Source organism: Bradyrhizobium sp. 170 (assembly GCF_023101085.1).
In the GTDB taxonomy this organism is placed as follows: domain Bacteria; phylum Pseudomonadota; class Alphaproteobacteria; order Rhizobiales; family Xanthobacteraceae; genus Bradyrhizobium.
This window is the reverse complement of sequence record NZ_CP064703.1, coordinates 7,279,410-7,296,911: the sequence shown is the minus strand read 5'-3', so window position 1 is coordinate 7,296,911 and position 17,502 is coordinate 7,279,410. Positions and strand designations below refer to the sequence as shown.

The following is a 17,502-nucleotide window of genomic DNA, read 5'->3' as shown; positions in this document are numbered from 1 at the left end:
CAACCCACACGATTTCAAGCCGTCCAATGTTTTAAGCTAGCGGCCAAAAAGCCAATCAAATTGCTTTGTCGCGGCATTAAGAATATCTTATCGGGGTGATCACGACCCGGCAGCTATGTTATCTTGATGCGCTTGCCCGTCATCAACATTTCGGACGAGCGGCGGCGGAGTGTTGCGTCAGCCAGCCCGCTCTTTCAATGCAGATCCACGAACTGGAAGGACTTCTCGGCATAGAGTTGATCGAGCGGCGCCCGGGCGCGCCGACGTTCACCGAACTTGGCATCGAGATCGCGCAACGCGCCGGAGCGATCCTTGGTTCGGTGCGCGACCTGACAGACCTGGCTCAACACAGAGCCAAGGTGCTGAGTGGAACGTTGCGCCTTGGCGTCATCCCGACGCTGGCGCCGTATGTATTGCCGCGGTTGCTGCCGCAACTGGAGCTCGGGTATCCCGATCTGCGCCTTGATTTGGTGGAAGCACAGACCAAGGTGCTGCTCGCGGATCTCGAGCGTGGCGCTCTCGAAGTATTGTTGTTGGCGTTGCCGCTCAAGGCAGCCGCGGTTGAAGTTTTCCATCTCATGAGAGACCGCTTCCTCTTTGCCGTACCCGCCGACGACCCTCTTCCGGAAACGGCGCGGGTGACGCCCGGCGAGGTGAAGAAGCGTAAGCTCATTCTGCTGGAAGAAGGCCATTGTCTGCGGGATCAGGCGCTCGACTATTGTGCCAAGGGGCGTTGGACTGTGGCCTCGAGCCTCAGTGCAACGAGCCTTGCAACGGTCATGCAGATGGTGGCGAGCGGATATGGCGCCACGCTGGTTCCAGAAGTAGCGGCCGATGTCGAGTTGCGCGACGACCGAGTGAAGCTCCTGCGCTTTGTCGAACCGCAACCCGGCCGCCGTATCGGGCTTGCGTGGCGCCGGACGTCTCCACGCAAGGTCGACTTCCTGGCGCTTGGTCAGATGGTGAAGAACGCGCTGAACGCACCCGTCCGGCCGCAATGTATCCGCCACGAGCGCACAGGCCTGCGAACGGAAATCTAGTGGTGCCGGGCGCGACCTGCAGAACGGTATAGCGGCCGAAAGGATGCCCTGTGAAAACCGCGATTTCGCGTCGCCGCCGATCCCTGCTTCTGACGGGAGCAGTCAAGCGGTGAACTACGAATCTGAGCGGTCGGCGTTCGAATCTGGGCGCGCCAAAATGCACGATATTCTGCGATATTTTGCGATGGGAGTCTGATCGGGAGTGCCAGCCTCTCGATCGACTGATCTTGCAAGCGGTGGTGGGCAGGAGTCTTGCCCCTGGTTCGGTGACTATTTGCCAGTTCGCGGGGCTTCTTTGACGCCTGTCGACTGCAAACGCGATTTGTCCATCTACCGGCGTCCATTCGTCGCCGCACACGCTCTGCTCATTCCCGCTCCATCATGTCGGCGATCGCCTTGATGCGGCTTCTGGCGTATTTCGGCAGGCCGGCGCTCAGCGAATCGCCGCTGTTGAAGGAACTGTTGCCCATGAGCAGTTGCGCGGGCACGAGGTTTCGCAGAATGGGTGTTTTGCTATATTCCCTTTGCTTGTTCAGGACGTCGTTCCTGACCACAATCAGGATGTAGACCGTCGCGATGGCGGCTTCCCGCTCGGTCGGATGTTGTTGCAGAATCGCAAGCAGCTTGCCGAACTGGATGACCTGGTTGACCCAAAAGATGTTCTGCTCGAGCCCGCCGGTGACTGTGGAGTCGAGCCCTGTCAGGCTCGGCAGCTCGGCAAAGTGCGGCTGCGTGACCAACATCATCTCACTCTGGAACTCGATGAAATCCGGAATGGGCTTTTTGCTCTCCTCGCGCAGCTTGTTGGCAAGCTGAATGCCCGCCGGAATTTTCCCCTCGAACATGTATCGGGACTGCACGCAGATCGCCTTCGCGTCCTCGCACCAGCGGCGATTCGGCGGACGGTTGTGCGCGGCCCCCGTGTCCTTGTTGGGAACAGCATCGCCCGCCGTGATCGGGCGGTGCTTGACTGCCGGATCGATCTGCTCGAGGAACGCGACATTCGCATACCGCGACAGATCCAATGCCGCTGCCGGTCTTGGAAGTCGAAACCGCGCCTCCGCCTGGTAGACCGAGAGCTTCAGCTTCGTTTGTTGGTTGATCGTGGGCTCAACGAAGCTCGGAAACAGCGAGAGGAAGCGCTGCTGAACCGGACGTGAGCGGGCCCAATCGTCGAACGGAATGAGCCCGGTCGAGGAATCGGCGAGCTTGTCGTTGCGTTGGTCGGCGAAAATGACCGTGCGCGGTTTGATCTGTGCGATTGGAACGCTGGCGGCTGCGGGCACGTCCTCCAGCTGGAATTCCTGCGCGGCCGCGCCCGTGCAAGTGGCCAACCAGGCGGCGATGAGGACAGCGGCACGGTGGAGGCTCATGGCGTCAATGCTCAGTTCAGCCGCCGCCAGAAATAATCGGGATCGACTCGGAGCGGCGGTCGCGGGAGGCGGTCCTCGTCATCGGGATATCCGCGCCAGGAGGGATATTCGCGCGGACCAAGACGCCAGTTCGGGAATGGAAAGGGCGGCCGGATATCGCCGTAAAGGCGGGTATCGTTGGACCACTGCTGGAATGGCCCGTCGTCTTCGTCATAACCGCCACGATGGGCGTAGCGTTCTGCACGCGAGACGATCCGAAATTGCGTATCATCGATTCTGCCCGCCGGATCCCTCTTTAAGTACTCGGTGAAAGCGCGCCCGGAGCCGGCCGGCGCAGGATCCCCGGTATGGGGATCGATCGACAGAGCAACGAGTTGACGCATGGCTTCGCGCGAAGGGCCGTTCAACGCCGTCTTGGGAGCGTGCAGCTCCCAGGCTGCCTGCACGATCGGCTCGAACATCGGCAGCGCCACTTTCCCTCCGGTCTGGCCGCGCCCAAGGGTGCGGCGCGTGCCATCGTTGTTGTCGTAGCCGACCCAGATGGCGATGGTGACGTCATTTGTGAAACCGACGAACCAGGCATCGGCCGAATTATCAGTGGTACCGGTCTTGCCGCCGACATAGGGCGAAAGATGCTTCACCACGCGCGCGGTTCCGCGCGCGAGCACGCCCTGCAGCATTGATTTCAACTGGTAAAACGATGCGCGGTCGGCGAAGCCGATCCAGGACACCGCATGCGGATCGTGCCGGTAGATTGGGCGGCCGTCCTGTTCGATCGTTTCGATCGCATGGGGCTGGGGTCGTGCGCCTTCGTTGGCGATCGCTGCATAGAACGCCGCAAGGTCGATGAGCCGCACAGTTTGGGCACCGAGCACGAATGGGTAGTAGCGCATGCATTCTTTGTAGAGCTGCGCTTCCATCGCGATCTCGCAGACCCGGTCGAGGCCTCGCTCGGCGCTGTCGTCGAGGCCGGTCGCGAGCAGTTGCGCGGTGGCGAGATTCCGGGAGTTTTCCAGCGCACGCCGCAGTGTAATGGCGCCCGAAGCGCCGCCCTCGTAGTTCTTCGGCGACCAGAAACCGCGCTGGCGCGCGTGGGCCGTCGCCCCGATCGGTGCCAGCGTAATCGGTTCGTCCATCACCAGCGTGTTAGGCTGCAATCCCTTTCGAAGGGCGGCGAGGTAGGTCAGCGGCTTCAAGGTGGAGCCGGGTTGCCGCAGGCTCTGGACCACGCGGTTGAGCTGGCTTGCCGGATACGAAAAGCCACCCGCCATCGCCAGAATGCGGCCGGTTTCGTTCCCGAGTACGAGCGCCGCTCCCTGCACGGTCGGTCGAATGCGCAGATCCGCACGCGCCGCTTGCTTGCCACTGGCTTTGCGCACCTGCACGTAGACCACGTCGTACGGCTTGAGACCGCGCCGGATCGCAGTGCTCCACGTGTTCAGCGGCAGGATGCTTCCGTCGGTCAGACCGACGTTGATCGCATGGCCGCTCTTGCCACGCGTATTCTCCAGGACGACCGCCGATTCCCAGTGAACGTCATAGAGAGGTAGCCGCGTCGACTTCAACGCCGCGAGCCAGGCCGGCTCCGTGGCCCTCGGATCAGCCGCTTTGAGACGGATAGCATCGGAAATGTTCGCCTCGGGTCCCTCGAATTTGTAACGATTGGTGTTCAGCTCGTACCGCGCGAGGCCCTCCTGCAATGTCGCTTCGACTACGCGCTGCAAGGCCGAATTGACGGTCGAGTGCACCGTGTAGGAGGAACTGGTGAGAGTATCGAGGCCCGCGACCACCTTTGCCTCGCGGCCGATGTGATCGACGAAGTGAAAGCCGAAGTCCCGTCGCGTCGGCCGGTACTCGACGAACTGCGGCAATACTGCTTGCGCCGCGGCGGCGTCGATCATGGCGTCGTCCTGCATGCGGCCCAGCACGTAGGCAAGGCGCTCGCGCGCGCGCTCAGGGTGGTGGTCGGGATTGAAGTAGTTAGGTCCCTTGGCGAGCCCGGCGAGCAGCGCGCCCTCGACTGCGGAGAGCGCCTTGGCTGGTTTGCCGAAATAGCTGCGCGCCGCCATCTCGATGCCCCAGGCTCCGCGACCGAGATAAATCGAGTTGAGATAGAGCTCGAGGATTTCCGCCTTGGTCAGGGCGCGCTCCATCCGCGAGGCAACGATCATTTCGCGCAGTTTTCTTTCGTAAGTGATGTCGTTGCCCACCAGCAGATTCTTGGCGACCTGCTGCGTAATGGTCGAGCCGCCCCGCGGCCGACCCGGCTGCGCGAAGTTGCCGATGAAGGCGCGGACCAGTCCGCGCTCGTCAATGCCGGTGTGTTGGAAGAAGCGCTTGTCCTCGGCGGCGATGAATGCGTTGCGCACCGCTTCCGGGATATCCGCAAGCTTGACCCAGATGCGGCGATTGTTCGGCGCGTAAATCTCGGCAACGCGCTGGCTCTTGTTATCGAGGATTACGCTGGTGCCAGGAAGCCTGAGGTGCTTGAGCTGCACGGCGTCGGGCAGATCCTTGACCGCGCTGTTGTAGAAAGCGATGACCTGACCAAGATCGACCGGAGACCCCTCCACTTTTTCGACTTTGCAGAACTGCCTGTAGGCCAGGTGGAGGTGGGCCAGATTCAGTCCTTTGAGCGCCTTGATCTCGCTGCTCAACGCTTCCTTGTCATCCATGGCAGTGGCAATCAGATCGTCCAGGTTGACGTCCTCGATGTCGAAAGCCTTGCGCATGTGGGCGCAGCCGGCACCCAAAAGCTGCGCCACCTCAAAGCGGTCGCGCGCCGCATCGAATTCCGTCTTGACCTCATCCGGACGGGTAGTGACCTGGCTGAAGGCAAGCGCCGTGGCGAAGATCTTGATGAGAATCGAGTCCATGACCTGCCGACGGTCGAAAAAGCCGCTCCTGTAAGGTCCCGTTTTTCTAGAACACTAAACAAGGCTGTACTGAGGAAAAAGTTCCCTAGCCCCGGAACCAACGCTGCGGCCAGTACGTTTTAGATACACCACATCGGCAGCGCACTCATGAATGCCCCTTTTCCAGTCGTGCTTGCCGCGGCGCTCCTCAGCGCCGCCATCGCCACGATGCCTGCGGAGGCTGCTCCTCGAAAAAAGAAAACCCGGGCTCTTGCCGCGGTCCCGCCTGCAGCTAGCGTCGCCCAGCCACCCACGGACAGATTTTTGGCCTGCGACGTCCGGGTGCGAGACTATCTTCGCGAAGGCGGAGCCGCGATACGGGTCACCAAGATCGAAGTGGATGATGCCCGACTGCAGTTAAGCATTCATCATGAGTACGGAGAGGCGGGAAAGTCGTCTCGAAAACATCTGCGCGGGGACAGCGAAGAAGAAATGCGCAAAAATCTGCGCGGAATATTGGATGAGTTCGCGGCGGCTGCGAAGGCCGCAGCAGCTGGTCGCGCTTGGTATGTGATCGCTGCTCGCAAGGTCATGCCGGACCTACGCGACGGTTCGGGCGAGAACGCGAGTCCGTGGACGGCCATTGTCCTCGCGGATTTCGAGGGAAAATGCAGACCCATCACGTTCTATCAGTCTGTCGATCGGAACAAGCTCAATCCTGAATTGAGCAAGAAATTGGAGGAGTGAAGTCTTGCGCTTGCGGCTCCGGATTCTGGAGCGCCATGTTGCCCGATAACTGACTGATGATCGGCGGCTGCATCCGCCGGGGTTGCCGCCTTGCGCCTTCTCGATTTGCTACGTTGTGCTGTTCCGGGGTCCCGGCGACGGAGCTTCGCGCGCTCGCCCCCTTTTGCCGGGCAATCCCGACCACGATTCAGGCGGCAGGCGTCCCTCATTTCCGCTATGATCAAGTCATGACGATCGGGATTACCGGACCCGAACGGAAGGCACCAAGGCGAAGCGCCGTGGTCGGGTCCATCATTGCGGCCGTCTTCGCCGGAATTTGCCTGGTCCTGCTCTGGCTCACCAGCGACTTCCTGGTTGATTGGCTGTGGTTTTCCGCGATCGGTTATCCGCAGGTTTTTTGGACGACAATCGGCGCCAAGGCCGTCGTCCTTTCTGCAGTCTGGACCGGAACTGCGGTCGTCCTTTGGTTGAACGGATGGCTCGCGGTGCATTTTGCCCGACGGCAGACGACGCAATCTGTCGCGGCGTTCGTGTGGAATCTTGCGGGCAATGTGCCGCCGCCCGACCTGTTGGCGGTCGTGCGCGATCGGCTGCCGTGGCCCCGCGTCATCGCGGGCGGTGCAGGTTTTCTCGCTCTGCTGGTTGCCGCGGCAGAAGTCGGCAATTGGGGCGTCATCCTGCAGTTTTTCTATCACGTCCCCTATGGTGCAAACGATCCGCTCTTCAGCAAGGACATCAGTTTCTATCTGTTCGTACTGCCGGCCTACATCCTCATCAAAAACTGGATGCTGCTCACACTCGTTTTGAGCGCGCTTTTCGCCGCAGCGATCTATTGGGTGCATGGCGACATCGAATACGACATTCATCGCCGATCGATGTCGCCGACTGCAATCGCTCACGGCTCTGCGTTGCTCGCGCTTCTCTTCGTCGTGAAAGCCTGGTCGTACGTTCTCGACCGTTATCTGCTGCTCTATGGCGACAACGGCGTCGTCGTCGGCGCTAGTTACACCGATGTGCATGTGGGGCTACCGGGCCTGTGGCTAATGATCGGGCTATCGATCATTGCGGCGTTTGCTGCGTTGGCAAACCTCCGAGTGAGGACCTACCGGCTTCCCGCCGCCGCGGTCATGCTTGTCGTCATCGGCTCTTTAGTGCTGTCAGGCATAGCTACCGTGCTATTCCGGCAGTTCTTCGTCAAACCAAGCGAGTTGGAGCTGGAGAAGCCCTACATTGAACGCAACATCGCGCTCACTCGGCAGGCATACAATCTCGATCAGATCGCAGCCAAGCCGTTTGCTGCCGAACAGAAGCTTACCTTCAAGACGCTCGACGCCAACAAGGCGACAATCGAGAATATCAGGCTGTGGGACTGGCAGCCCTTGTCGGACACCTACGCGCAGCTGCAGGAGATCCGCACCTACTACAAGTTCCATCATCTTGACGTCGACCGCTACTGGATCGATGGCTCCTACCAAAGCGTAATGATCTCGGCCCGCGAACTGCGGCCGTCCTTGCTGCCGCCGAATGCCCAGACATGGGTCAATCGCCACGTGTTGTTTACTCACGGCACCGGCGCGGTGATGAGCCCGGTCACTCGCAAGAGCAGCGAAGGGCTGCCATTCTTTTATTTGCGCGACATACCCCCTGTTGCGGACGGAGGCCCCCAGATCCGCGAACCGCGCATCTACTACGGCGAAGAGCACGACAGTTACGTCATCGTCAAAGGGAGCACACCTGAGTTCGACTATCCAAAGGGAAAGGACAATGTCTACGCGGCCTATGACGGCACCGGTGGCGTTCCGATCGGATCGATGGTGTGGAGAGGCCTGTTTGCTTATTACTTCAACGACCCGAACCTGGTGCTCTCGAGCTACATTACCGCCGACAGCCGGATCATGATCCGCCGCAATATCCAGCAACGGGTAGGAACGATCGCTCCCTTCCTCAGGCTCGATCACGATCCTTATCTGGTCATCAGCGATGGGCGGATGTTCTGGATGCAGGACGCCTATACGGTGAGTTCCTATTTCCCCTATGCAGAGCCGGCGCAAGGGCTGGGCCTCAACTACATTCGCAATTCAGTAAAGGTTATCGTCGATGCCTATAACGGAACCGTCGACTTTTATCTGATGGACACCCGTGACCCGGTCGCCGCAACCTTCCAGCGCATCTTTCCGAGCTTGTTCAAGCCATTCGCGGCGATGCCGTCAGACTTGCAGAAGCACATTCGCTATCCGGAGGACCTGTTCCTGATTCAGGCGCGGCTCTATCAGACCTACCACATGGAGGCGGCCGACGTTTTCTATAACCGCGAGGATCTCTGGCAGTTCCCGCGCCAGCCGGGCGGCGGCGGCATAGCAACGATGGCACCTTATTACATCATCATGCGGCTGCCCGGCGAGCCGCAGGCCGAGTTCTTTCTCATGCTTCCGATGGTGCCTAGCCGCCGCGACAACATGATCGCGTGGCTCGCCGCGCGCTGCGACGCGCCCGACTACGGCAAGCTGATCGTTTACGAGTTTCCCAAGGAGAAGCTCGTCTATGGACCATTCCAGATCGAAGCGCGGATCAATCAGAGTACCGAGATATCGCAACAAATCACGTTGTGGAACCAGATGGGCTCGCGGGTGATCCGCGGTGCGAACTTGCTTGTGATCCCAATCGAGAATTCGATCCTTTATGTAACGCCGCTCTATTTGCGAGCGGAACACGGACACCTGCCGGAGCTGAAACGCGTGATCGCAGCCTACGGCGAACATGTGGTGATGAAGGAGACACTCGCCGAAGCCTTGTCAGCGCTGTTCATGGAGCCCGGCGCTGCGCCGGCAGTTTCAACCACGACAGAGGAGAGGCCCGCCACAGGCCCGGCGGCAAGTCAGGCACGGGAGGCGCTTGATCGCTACAATCAAGCAGTGGAGCGATTGAAGTCCGGAGATTGGAAAGGTTTTGGCACGCAGTTCGATGCAATGCGCGAGCTTCTGGAGGAAATGAACCGACGCCCCACCGGCCACTAGGCTCCCGAACTTTCAGTCCAGCGCTACCTCCGACCCGGAGAAGCGGAAATTGCGAACGCGGCACCACGGTTGAGCTTCGCTTAAAATCATATCGCGATTTCAATAACCTAAGAGTTCATAGTTTTATTCTGACCGGCGCGCCAGTCTCCGCCGGACGGCCTTCTCGTGTCGGCGCTTTATTTCATGATGATATTCGACTAGCGCCTGGCCGTGTAGGCGGCAGACCAGCGCATTAAGATCGCGAAAGGAGAAAGCGCATGCTAAAGGACGCGAAGGTGGCAACCCGGCTTCCAGCCAAAGACCTAAATCGCGCGCGGGCATTCTACTCGGAGAAACTCGGGCTCGTACCGGTCGAACAGCGCGAGGGCAGGCTCCGCTACGTCTGCGCGGCCGGCGAGTTTGCGATCTTCGTCTCGGCGGGAGTGCAATCCGGCACGCACACGCAAATGGGCTGGGAAGTCGACGACATCGAGGCGACGGTGCGCGAGCTTCGCGCGCGGGGAATTGAGTTTGAGGAGTATGACCTGCCCGGCCTGAGGACCGTCGATGGGATTGCGGAGATCAGGGGGAACTACCCCAGCAAAGGTACGGGTGAGCGGGGCGCGTGGTTCCGCGACAGCGAGGGAAACCTCCTGGGACTCGGGCAACCGGTTCGGTCTTGACGGTTCGGCTCGGCCGAGGCCTCACGTCGCATCACGCAATTGACCGACCAGCCGCCATGGATGGCAACTGCATGGTACTCGGCATATGGAAGATTGCCGCTCAAGACGCGTGGCGCAGGATCGGCGGCCGTCGCAGATTATCCAGTGGCGGCGCTTGCCCGGCCGACGCATCATAGCGCCACAGCGAAACAATAGTGCCCATCTTCGCGGCGTGCACGAGCAAGTGCAATACCTCTTCCATCCACTGCTCAAGCAACCGACGCCAAGGCACTGACGCCGAATTTATCTTTGATACAGGCCGACGAGGGTTGCTTCCGCGATCGTATGGTTACGTGCTTCCCGCTCGACGTCCCTGCAAGACGCATTGCTGTGCACTCGCAGGTGCTCCGCGGAGAGGGCGAGAAGCCGGAAGTGATAGCGGTGAGGTCCGTGGCCATGAGGGGGGCAAGGGCCGCCATAGCCCAGCTTTCGAAAATCGTTGATCGCCTGTTTCATTTTTGTGTCCTGCGCGGCCCCGGCCGCAAGTTCCACCGCGGTCGGTGGAATATCGTAGGCCGCCCAATGGTGCCATGTGCCGGAGGGCGCATCGGGATCGTCACAGAGCACGACGAAACTCCGCGTTCCGGTTGGCGCGCCGGACCATTGCAAAGGCGGGGAGCGGTTGTCCCCATCGCAGGTAAAGCGTCGCGGAACGACCGATCCATCGGCGAATGCACTTGATGCGAGTTCCATATGCTTTCTCCTTCAGGCTGCACGAGACATCGCCCCGGGGCTTGACGAGCTCTTCGGGATGGCTCGCCACAGCGGATCAGCATCGTCTCGCGCACGCGATCGCGCAACCGAACGATGGATTGAAAATCGGCGCCCGCCAGCGCCAGCGTTGCGTACTATGCTGATTTGGCACCGCAAGAGAACGGCAGTATATTGACGCCATTCGCAATGATGCGCGGAAGGTTCGCTGCGGGAAAACTGCTTGCCATGCGGCCGCTTCTCCATCCCAGCCTGGTCAACGGACGCTACGGCGACCCGACGGTCTATGTTGAGACGTTGTTCGACAAGCGGGGTCTGCTGTTCGATATCGGGGAAATCGCCTCGCTATCGCCGCGGAAGATACAACGTGTCGACCAAATCTTCGTCTCGCATGCCCATATCGATCATTTCGTTGGATTCGACCATCTGCTCCGCTTGCTGGTAGGGCGCGAGAAATCTGTGCACCTCTACGGCCCGTCCGGATTCGCCGAGCGCGTCCATCACAAACTTCAGGCCTATCATTGGAACCTGGTTGACAGCTATCGCTGCGATCTCGTTTTCATCGTGAGTGAGCTCGCGATGCCGCATTCCATCTCCACCACGCAGTTCCGGCTGAAAAGGGCTTTTGTCGCGGAGCAAATGGTCGCGAACGCCACGTTTGACGGCATACTGTACAGGGAGCCGACCTATCACGTATCGGCCGCTATCCTGGAGCATCGCGGGCCTTGCCTCGGCTTTGCGCTACAGGAGGCAGCGCATGTCAACATTTGGAAGAACCGATTAGCCGAGCGAGGGCTGCCTGTCGGCCCGTGGTTGCGGGCGCTCAAGAAAGCCATTGTCGAAGGCCGTCCGGACGATCATTTGATCCATATCGATGGATCGACGACATCGGACAATCGGCTCGTTCGGCTTTGTAGCCTGCGCGATCTCTTGACTGTCGCTGCCGGCCAGAAGATTGCCTATATCACCGATGTCGCCGACACGGCCGCCAACCGTGCCGCGATCGTCGCTCTCGTTCAGGATGCAGACGTCCTCTTCATTGAGGCGGCTTTTGCAGGGACGGATGCCGCATTGGCGAAGCAGCGCGCGCATCTGACGACCACTGCGGCAGGACAGATTGCGCGAGACGCCAACGTGCGCTGCATCGAGCCGTTTCATTTCTCGCCGCGTTATGCGGGGGAGGAGGGGCGGATGTTGGCCGAAGTGATGGCGGCGTTCGGGAGGCCCTGCGCCTGATCGGAAGGGGTGCCACGCCATCGCTGATACTCTGGCCTACTGAGGCGGCATTTCATGCGTGATGAACCGCAAGTGCAGACCACCCAGCCACAGCGGCATTCGCTGCGGCTCTTTTTGTGCGGAGATGTCATGTGCGGACGCGGCATCGATCAGGTGCTGGCGTACCCCTGTAGCCCGGAACTGTACGAGAATTACATGCGATCGGCGGAGGATTATGTGCTGCTCGCCGAGCAAGTGAACGGCCGCATTCCGCGGCGCAACGGGCCGTCTTACGTCTGGGGCGTTGCACTGGACGAATTCAAGCGCATGCAACCGGACGCTCGCATCATCAATCTCGAAACGGCCGTGACCCGCGGCAACGATCGCGCGCACAGGGGTATCAATTACCGCATGAGCCCCGAGAATGCAGCATGTCTCGCGGCCGCGAAGATCGACTGTTGTGCATTGGCCAATAACCATACGCTCGATTGGGGACGGGCCGGCTTGCTGGAGACGCTGACGACCCTGCAAAAGATGAACATCAAGACAGCGGGAGCGGGGCACAATGATCACGAAGCCTGCACACCAGCAGCGCTGAATTTTTCGACGGCGCGGCTTCTGTTTTTTTCGTTCGGCACCGTTTCGAGCGGCATCCCTCCTGACTGGGCGGCAACAGCCCATACACCCGGCATCAATTTGTTGTCCGGGGTGTCCGAACAGGACGCTTCGAGGGTTGCCAGTCAAATCGCCGCGCTCAAGCGCCCGGACGATCTTGTCGTCGTTTCAATTCATTGGGGATCCAATTGGGGATATCATGTTCCGGATGAACAGATGGCTTTCGCTCGAACTCTCATCGACGGAGCAGGGGTATCTGTGGTTCACGGGCATTCGTCGCATCACCCAAGAGCCATCGAAATCTATCGCAATCGTCTCATTCTCTATGGCTGCGGCGATTTTCTGAACGATTATGAGGGTATTCGCGGCTACGAGCAGTACCGTGACGATCTGGCGCTGATGTATTTTGCGGACCTGGAGCGGACCAGCGGAAGCCTCCACGCACTGAACCTGGTTCCCCTGCAGATCAAGAACTTTCGATTATCCTATCCGTCGCGCCAGGACATGGAATGGCTACAACAGACGCTCGATCGGCAATGTCAGCGGTTCAGAACAAGGGTTATGTTCGATTCAGACAGACAGCTTGTGGTGACCCACTCGACGCCGGCGACCTGACCCTCCAGAGAAATCCAAGCCAGCGAACACTATCCTCCTGCTCATAATGGTCTCGTTGCAGGTGCGCTTCCGCTTCAACCGATGCAGACGAAACGCCACGCGCGCCTCAAGGAGGCAGGGTTCCGTCCTTCCGCAAGGTGCGGCCATGGTCGTGGCAGTAAGTCTCCGAGCTTTCATTGCCGGAAATAATGAGCGATAATCAATAATCCGGTCGCGGCGGGTACCCAGCGGGACGGAATCGGTGCACGGAGATGGTAGAGGCCGATGCCTGAGCGGATGTACAGTCCAGACAGCGACATCGATGCCACAAGAGCAAACGCTCGTTTGCCCGGCCTCGACATCGACATCATTCACCGGCAATCGCCGAATGGTGAATGGGAGCAGATGTCAATCAACCTGCGGGCAACACCGTCCTTCGAAGCGCTCGGGTCCTTGTTCGAGGCAGCCAACCCTTTCACGTTTTGGGTGCAGGCCACACGATTTATGTGGATACCATGGCTGCTCACGGCGCAGACGATGATGCCGCCGGCAGGCCGGCCGCGAACGCTCCCGAGCGCCGTTCACCCTGAGCAAGAGGCGCCGACGGCTCCAAGGATCAGGGAAGGCATAACGCTGACCGGCGGCGACGTTGCGAGCGGGATATAAACCCCGAAGTTATCGCAGCCGAGCGTCCGTCAAGATGACCGGGCGGGGAGGGGCGATCTAGCTTCAGCGGCGGACGATCTGTTACGTCGTGGCTATCGGTCAAAGAAACGCGCGATCGTTGCGAGGCGCCGGCGCAGTGGGCACTTTGACACCATGATTGCGCTATTCACGGATTTTGGGTTGCACGGCCCGTATACGGGTCAGATGAAGGCGGTGCTGCACCAGATGGCGCCGGGCATACCTATTATCGACCTCTTCGCCGATGCGCCGGTCGGCAATCCCAAGGCATCGGCGTATCTGTTGGCGGCCTATGCTGCATGGTTTCCGGTGCGAACCGCCTTTCTCTGCGTTGTCGATCCCGGCGTCGGCGGGACTCGGCCATCCATTTTTCTCGAGGCCGACGGCCGCTGGTATATCGGCCCAGGCAACGGCTTGTTCGAGCTGATCCAGCGCAGAGCCCGAGAGACGCGCAGCTGGGACATCGACTGGAAGCCGAAGCATCTCTCGGCCAGCTTTCACGGGCGCGACCTCTTCGCCCCGGTGGCAGCCATGCTGGCGCGCGGTGATCCGCCCCCCGGCCAGCCACGTCACGATGGCGCAGATCGCCGGGGAGACTGGCCGGACGACCTCTGCGAAATCGTTTACGTCGATCACTACGGCAATGCCATGACCGGGCTGAGGGCGGCTATGCTGCCGCCCGGGGCAAGGCTGACCGCGGCAGGTCGGGTTCTGGACCGCGCGAGGACCTTCAGCGATCTGCCGCCAGGCGCGGCTTTCTGGTATGAGAACTCCAACGGGCTTGCCGAAATTGCCGTCAATCAGGGGCGGGCGGACCGCGATCTCGGTCTTGCCATCGGCAGTCCGGTCGAGATCGCATGAACAAAGGCCTGCCGCTTTGACCCGAAGGCAACATTCGACCAAACAGCGCCCTCATCAGCATCGGCCGAAGCCGCCAGAGCGCCGCGACAAGCCGAAGGCTAGCGCTAACAGGCGCCTTGCGGAGCAAACCCGCAAGATCCTGCGCAAACACTACATGAGCAAATACCGGGTGCAGTGAAATCGCGAAGACTGAACTTTGACACGGGTCGCTCCCATTGTCCGTCGGCAGTTCTCACCCTGCTAGGAAGAGACATCGCGCGCGTGGCTTGACCGTGCGTGTGCCGCGAAGGTGGAAGTGCTCCGCGACGTGGCTGCCGAGCGCGGACCGTGAAAGATGCAAACTCTTGAAGATCGCCGGTGGCTGCGCGATAATCTGCTGCTGGACGGCGCGTCGCTCCGCAGTCCGCGCGAGGATGCCGGAGGCATCCAGTACAGGCCTTAACTGCCGTCACGATCCGCTCGGCCAAGCCTCCCGTCCCGACCTCATGCGGCTGCTGCGCCTCAGCCCTGTCCGGATGCAAGGACTCATGTTGCAGCTTGGTACGCCGGCCGCAGCGTCGGCGGCCTCCGCTTGGTGACCGTCGCGGCCACCGACCACCAGACGGTCCCCGACGCTTTAGGGCGAGCGGTGGATTTGAGAAGTCAACCCATTGGTCGAGGGAGGATGTGCTATGAGAGCCTCGCCAGACTATTCGCGTCGTCGCTTCCTTCATGCCGGCGCGGCCGGCGCAGCAGTAACAGTTGTCGCCGCGGCGACAACGCCCGTTCGTGCGGCCGCCGAGGCGGGCACGCAACCGCCACCCCCGACGGCGACGGCGCCGCGGATTCTGCGCAAGCCACCGCTGCCTGAATTGGAGCGCATCGCCAAATCCTACAACTTGGCTCTCAGCCGCGACGATCTGACGTCGTTCCGCAGCCTCATGGACGGCGTGCTCGCGTCGTACCGTCGCCTGGACCAGTTCGCGGAGCCGACATTGGTGGTGAAGTACCCGCGGGACGCGGGGTTCCGACCAGGGGTCTCGGACAATCGGCTCAACGCCTGGTACTGGAGGTGCTCGATCAAAGGCGCAACGTCGGGGCCTCTCGCGGGCAAGAAAATCGCCATCAAAGACAATGTGTGCGTCGCCGGCATCCCGATGATGAACGGTTCCAACGTGCTGGAGGGCTATGTCCCCGACGTGGACGCGACCATTGTGACCCGCATCCTCGATGCCGGTGGGGAGATCGTCGGCAAGGCCGTGTGTGAGCATCTTTGCTTCTCGGGCGGTAGCCATACCTCCGACACTGGGCCCGTGCTCAATCCGCACGATCCAAAGCGATCTGCCGGAGGCTCCTCCAGTGGCAGCGCGGCGCTCGTCGTCGCCGGCGAGTGCGACATGGCCATCGGGGGTGACCAGGGAGGGTCGATCCGAATTCCCAGCTCTTTCTGCGGAGCGGTTGGCCACAAGCCCACCCACGGGCTTGTGCCATACACCGGTGTCTTCCCGATTGAATTAACACTTGATCATACCGGGCCCATTGCCCGTACCGCCGGCGATGCCGCCCGGCTTCTCGAGGTGCTCGCCGGAGCCGATGGCCTCGACCCGCGCCAACCGGCGGGACTGCGTACGGAAGCCTATACCAAGCAACTCACCGGAGACGCCCGCGGCCTGCGGATCGGGATCGTTAGGGAAGGGTTTGGCTGGCCCAATTCCGAGCCCGATGTCGACGCCATGGTGCGCGAGGCGGCGCAGCGCTTGACGCGAGCGGGGGGAACAGTGAGCGAGGTATCGATCCCCCTCCACCGCGACGGCATCCATATCTGGAATGCTATCGCCGTCGAGGGCGCCACGGCGCTGATGGTCGCGGGCAACAGCATGGGAACCAACTGGAAAGGGCACTACACGACTTCGCTGCTGGACTTCTACGGCCGGAGCCGGCGGGTGCGCGCCAACGACCTTTCGGAGACCGTCAAGCTCGTTGTCCTGCTCGGCCAGTACATGCAGGACAATTACCAGGGCCGCTACTACGCGAAGGCCCAAAACCTCGCGCGCGTACTACGCGCCGCCTACGATGAGCAACTCAAAGGTGTCGATCTCCTGCTCATGCCGACGTTACCTTTGAAGGCCACGCTACTCCCACCGCCGGACGCGAGCCGCGAGGACTACGTTGCGCGGGCGCTCGAGATGATTTCCAACACTTGCCCGTTCGACGTCACTGGCCATCCTGCGGCCTCGGTTCCGGCAGGCATGTCGGCAGGGCTCCCTGTCGGCATGATGCTGGTCGGACGCCACTGGGAGGACGGCACCGTGTTGCGCGCGGCTGACGCGTTCCAAATCGTCGGGTAGACAGCAGCAGCGAATTGCCGGCTAACGGCACCGCCGGCGCCCAAGGTTCGGAAACAGGAGGCCCGCGAGACGGCGAGCACGCGGGCTGTCCTGAACATCGATGCCAGGCTCGTCTGCCGACGCGGAGTCGAGGCCTCGTGCCGGGATCATGAGGAGGTCAGGCCATGGAGATCGAACGCACTACATTCGGCACCATCACGATTGACGGGAAGACCTATGAACACGACGTGATCATTCGTCTGTCCGGCGAAGTGGCAAGGCGGAAGAAGAAGCTGTCGAAGAAGTACTACGGCACCTCGCATGTCCTCTCGAAGGACGAAGCGAAGTTCGTCTTTGAGGGCGGATGCGAGCAGCTAATTCTTGGCTCGGGCCAGATGGGCAATGTGCATCTATCGCCGGAAGCTGAGGCGTATTTTGCGAAGAAGGGTTGCACGGTCCTGTTGCAGCCGACCCCTGAGGCGATCCATACGTTCAACAACTCGCGCGCGAAGAAGATCGGCCTTTTTCACGTTACCTGCTGAATCGGTGAATTACGGTGTGCATCCTTGAAGACCTGCTACTGCAAGTAGAGCGAAGCTGCGCCACCGTCGGTCGCCCGCTTTCTCATTTATACCAACTGATTACCCACCAACGGGTTCGGGTCGGTCAAGCCGGGACTTGTAGGACTTTCGATCCGTTGTAATGTAAGGGACGCATGCGGAATCCGTATGGCTGCTTCCCGAAGGGCGCAGCGTCACAATAAGCAGGCGCGAGCCAACGTGCCGG

Annotated in this window: 12 protein-coding genes; 9 read left to right on the top strand and 3 right to left on the bottom strand. The window is 60.8% G+C overall.

The window, feature by feature from the left end; all coding sequences use genetic code 11:
- Positions 1 to 95: 95 nt before the first annotated feature.
- Positions 96 to 1,040, top strand: a complete 945-nt coding sequence (locus IVB05_RS34005; protein WP_247780352.1) for a LysR substrate-binding domain-containing protein — start codon at positions 96 to 98, stop codon at positions 1,038 to 1,040.
- 365 nt (positions 1,041 to 1,405) lie between these two features.
- Here IVB05_RS34005 and IVB05_RS34000 read toward each other — a convergent pair whose 3' ends face one another.
- Positions 1,406 to 2,413, bottom strand: coding sequence for a hypothetical protein (locus tag IVB05_RS34000; RefSeq protein WP_247780351.1), 1,008 nt, complete (start codon positions 2,411 to 2,413; stop codon positions 1,406 to 1,408).
- Between the two features lie 11 nt (positions 2,414 to 2,424).
- The gene (locus tag IVB05_RS33995; RefSeq protein WP_247780350.1) at positions 2,425 to 5,289 is read right to left on the bottom strand and encodes a transglycosylase domain-containing protein; all 2,865 of its coding nucleotides are present in this window, start codon (positions 5,287 to 5,289) and stop codon (positions 2,425 to 2,427) included.
- Positions 5,290 to 5,436: 147 nt separating this feature from the next.
- On the opposite strand from IVB05_RS33995, the gene IVB05_RS33990 reads away from it, so the two are divergent.
- From IVB05_RS33990 to IVB05_RS33980, 3 genes are all read left to right on the top strand, one after another.
- Positions 5,437 to 6,015, top strand: a complete 579-nt coding sequence (locus IVB05_RS33990; protein ID WP_247780349.1) for a hypothetical protein — start codon at positions 5,437 to 5,439, stop codon at positions 6,013 to 6,015.
- Between the two features lie 227 nt (positions 6,016 to 6,242).
- On the top strand, positions 6,243 to 9,029 hold the full coding sequence (locus IVB05_RS33985) for a UPF0182 family protein (protein ID WP_247780348.1): 2,787 nt from the start codon (positions 6,243 to 6,245) through the stop codon (positions 9,027 to 9,029).
- A 257-nt stretch (positions 9,030 to 9,286) separates the two neighbouring features.
- Positions 9,287 to 9,691, top strand: coding sequence for a VOC family protein (locus IVB05_RS33980; RefSeq protein ID WP_247780347.1), 405 nt, complete (start codon positions 9,287 to 9,289; stop codon positions 9,689 to 9,691).
- A 282-nt stretch (positions 9,692 to 9,973) separates the two neighbouring features.
- Here IVB05_RS33980 and IVB05_RS33975 read toward each other — a convergent pair whose 3' ends face one another.
- Entirely contained in the window at positions 9,974 to 10,423 is a 450-nt protein-coding gene (locus IVB05_RS33975) for a YbhB/YbcL family Raf kinase inhibitor-like protein (protein ID WP_247780346.1), read from the bottom strand.
- Positions 10,424 to 10,669: 246 nt separating this feature from the next.
- Between IVB05_RS33975 and IVB05_RS33970 the strand changes: the two genes are divergently transcribed.
- The 5 genes from IVB05_RS33970 to IVB05_RS33950 all read left to right on the top strand — a co-directional run bounded on the left by IVB05_RS33970 (position 10,670) and on the right by IVB05_RS33950 (position 17,258).
- Positions 10,670 to 11,677, top strand: coding sequence for an MBL fold metallo-hydrolase (locus IVB05_RS33970; protein WP_247780345.1), 1,008 nt, complete (start codon positions 10,670 to 10,672; stop codon positions 11,675 to 11,677).
- Between the two features lie 54 nt (positions 11,678 to 11,731).
- On the top strand, positions 11,732 to 12,886 hold the full coding sequence (locus tag IVB05_RS33965) for a CapA family protein (RefSeq protein ID WP_247780344.1): 1,155 nt from the start codon (positions 11,732 to 11,734) through the stop codon (positions 12,884 to 12,886).
- A gap of 798 nt (positions 12,887 to 13,684) precedes the next feature.
- Positions 13,685 to 14,410 carry an SAM-dependent chlorinase/fluorinase gene (locus IVB05_RS33960; RefSeq protein ID WP_256472713.1) on the top strand — a complete coding sequence of 242 codons (726 nt, stop codon included), beginning with the start codon at positions 13,685 to 13,687 and terminating at the stop codon, positions 14,408 to 14,410.
- Between the two features lie 671 nt (positions 14,411 to 15,081).
- Complete coding sequence (locus tag IVB05_RS33955; RefSeq protein ID WP_247780342.1) at positions 15,082 to 16,737, top strand: amidase; 1,656 nt, start codon at positions 15,082 to 15,084, stop codon at positions 16,735 to 16,737.
- A 164-nt stretch (positions 16,738 to 16,901) separates the two neighbouring features.
- Complete coding sequence (locus IVB05_RS33950) at positions 16,902 to 17,258, top strand: MTH938/NDUFAF3 family protein (RefSeq protein ID WP_247780341.1); 357 nt, start codon at positions 16,902 to 16,904, stop codon at positions 17,256 to 17,258.
- Positions 17,259 to 17,502 lie beyond the last annotated feature (244 nt).

What these genes read in the sequence shown, in the direction of transcription:
- IVB05_RS33980 (WP_247780347.1), top strand. Translation starts at nt 9,287, where the DNA reads ATGCTAAAGGACGCGAAGGTGGCAACCCGGCTTCCAGCCAAAGACCTA.
- IVB05_RS33990 (WP_247780349.1), top strand. Translation starts at nt 5,437, where the DNA reads ATGAATGCCCCTTTTCCAGTCGTGCTTGCCGCGGCGCTCCTCAGCGCC.
- IVB05_RS33960 (WP_256472713.1), top strand. Translation starts at nt 13,685, where the DNA reads ATGATTGCGCTATTCACGGATTTTGGGTTGCACGGCCCGTATACGGGT.
- IVB05_RS33955 (WP_247780342.1), top strand. Translation starts at nt 15,082, where the DNA reads ATGAGAGCCTCGCCAGACTATTCGCGTCGTCGCTTCCTTCATGCCGGC.
- IVB05_RS33950 (WP_247780341.1), top strand. Translation starts at nt 16,902, where the DNA reads ATGGAGATCGAACGCACTACATTCGGCACCATCACGATTGACGGGAAG.
- IVB05_RS33965 (WP_247780344.1), top strand. Translation starts at nt 11,732, where the DNA reads ATGCGTGATGAACCGCAAGTGCAGACCACCCAGCCACAGCGGCATTCG.
- IVB05_RS34000 (WP_247780351.1), bottom strand. Translation starts at nt 2,413, where the DNA reads ATGAGCCTCCACCGTGCCGCTGTCCTCATCGCCGCCTGGTTGGCCACT.
- IVB05_RS33995 (WP_247780350.1), bottom strand. Translation starts at nt 5,289, where the DNA reads ATGGACTCGATTCTCATCAAGATCTTCGCCACGGCGCTTGCCTTCAGC.
- IVB05_RS33970 (WP_247780345.1), top strand. Translation starts at nt 10,670, where the DNA reads ATGCGGCCGCTTCTCCATCCCAGCCTGGTCAACGGACGCTACGGCGAC.
- IVB05_RS33975 (WP_247780346.1), bottom strand. Translation starts at nt 10,423, where the DNA reads ATGGAACTCGCATCAAGTGCATTCGCCGATGGATCGGTCGTTCCGCGA.
- IVB05_RS33985 (WP_247780348.1), top strand. Translation starts at nt 6,243, where the DNA reads ATGACGATCGGGATTACCGGACCCGAACGGAAGGCACCAAGGCGAAGC.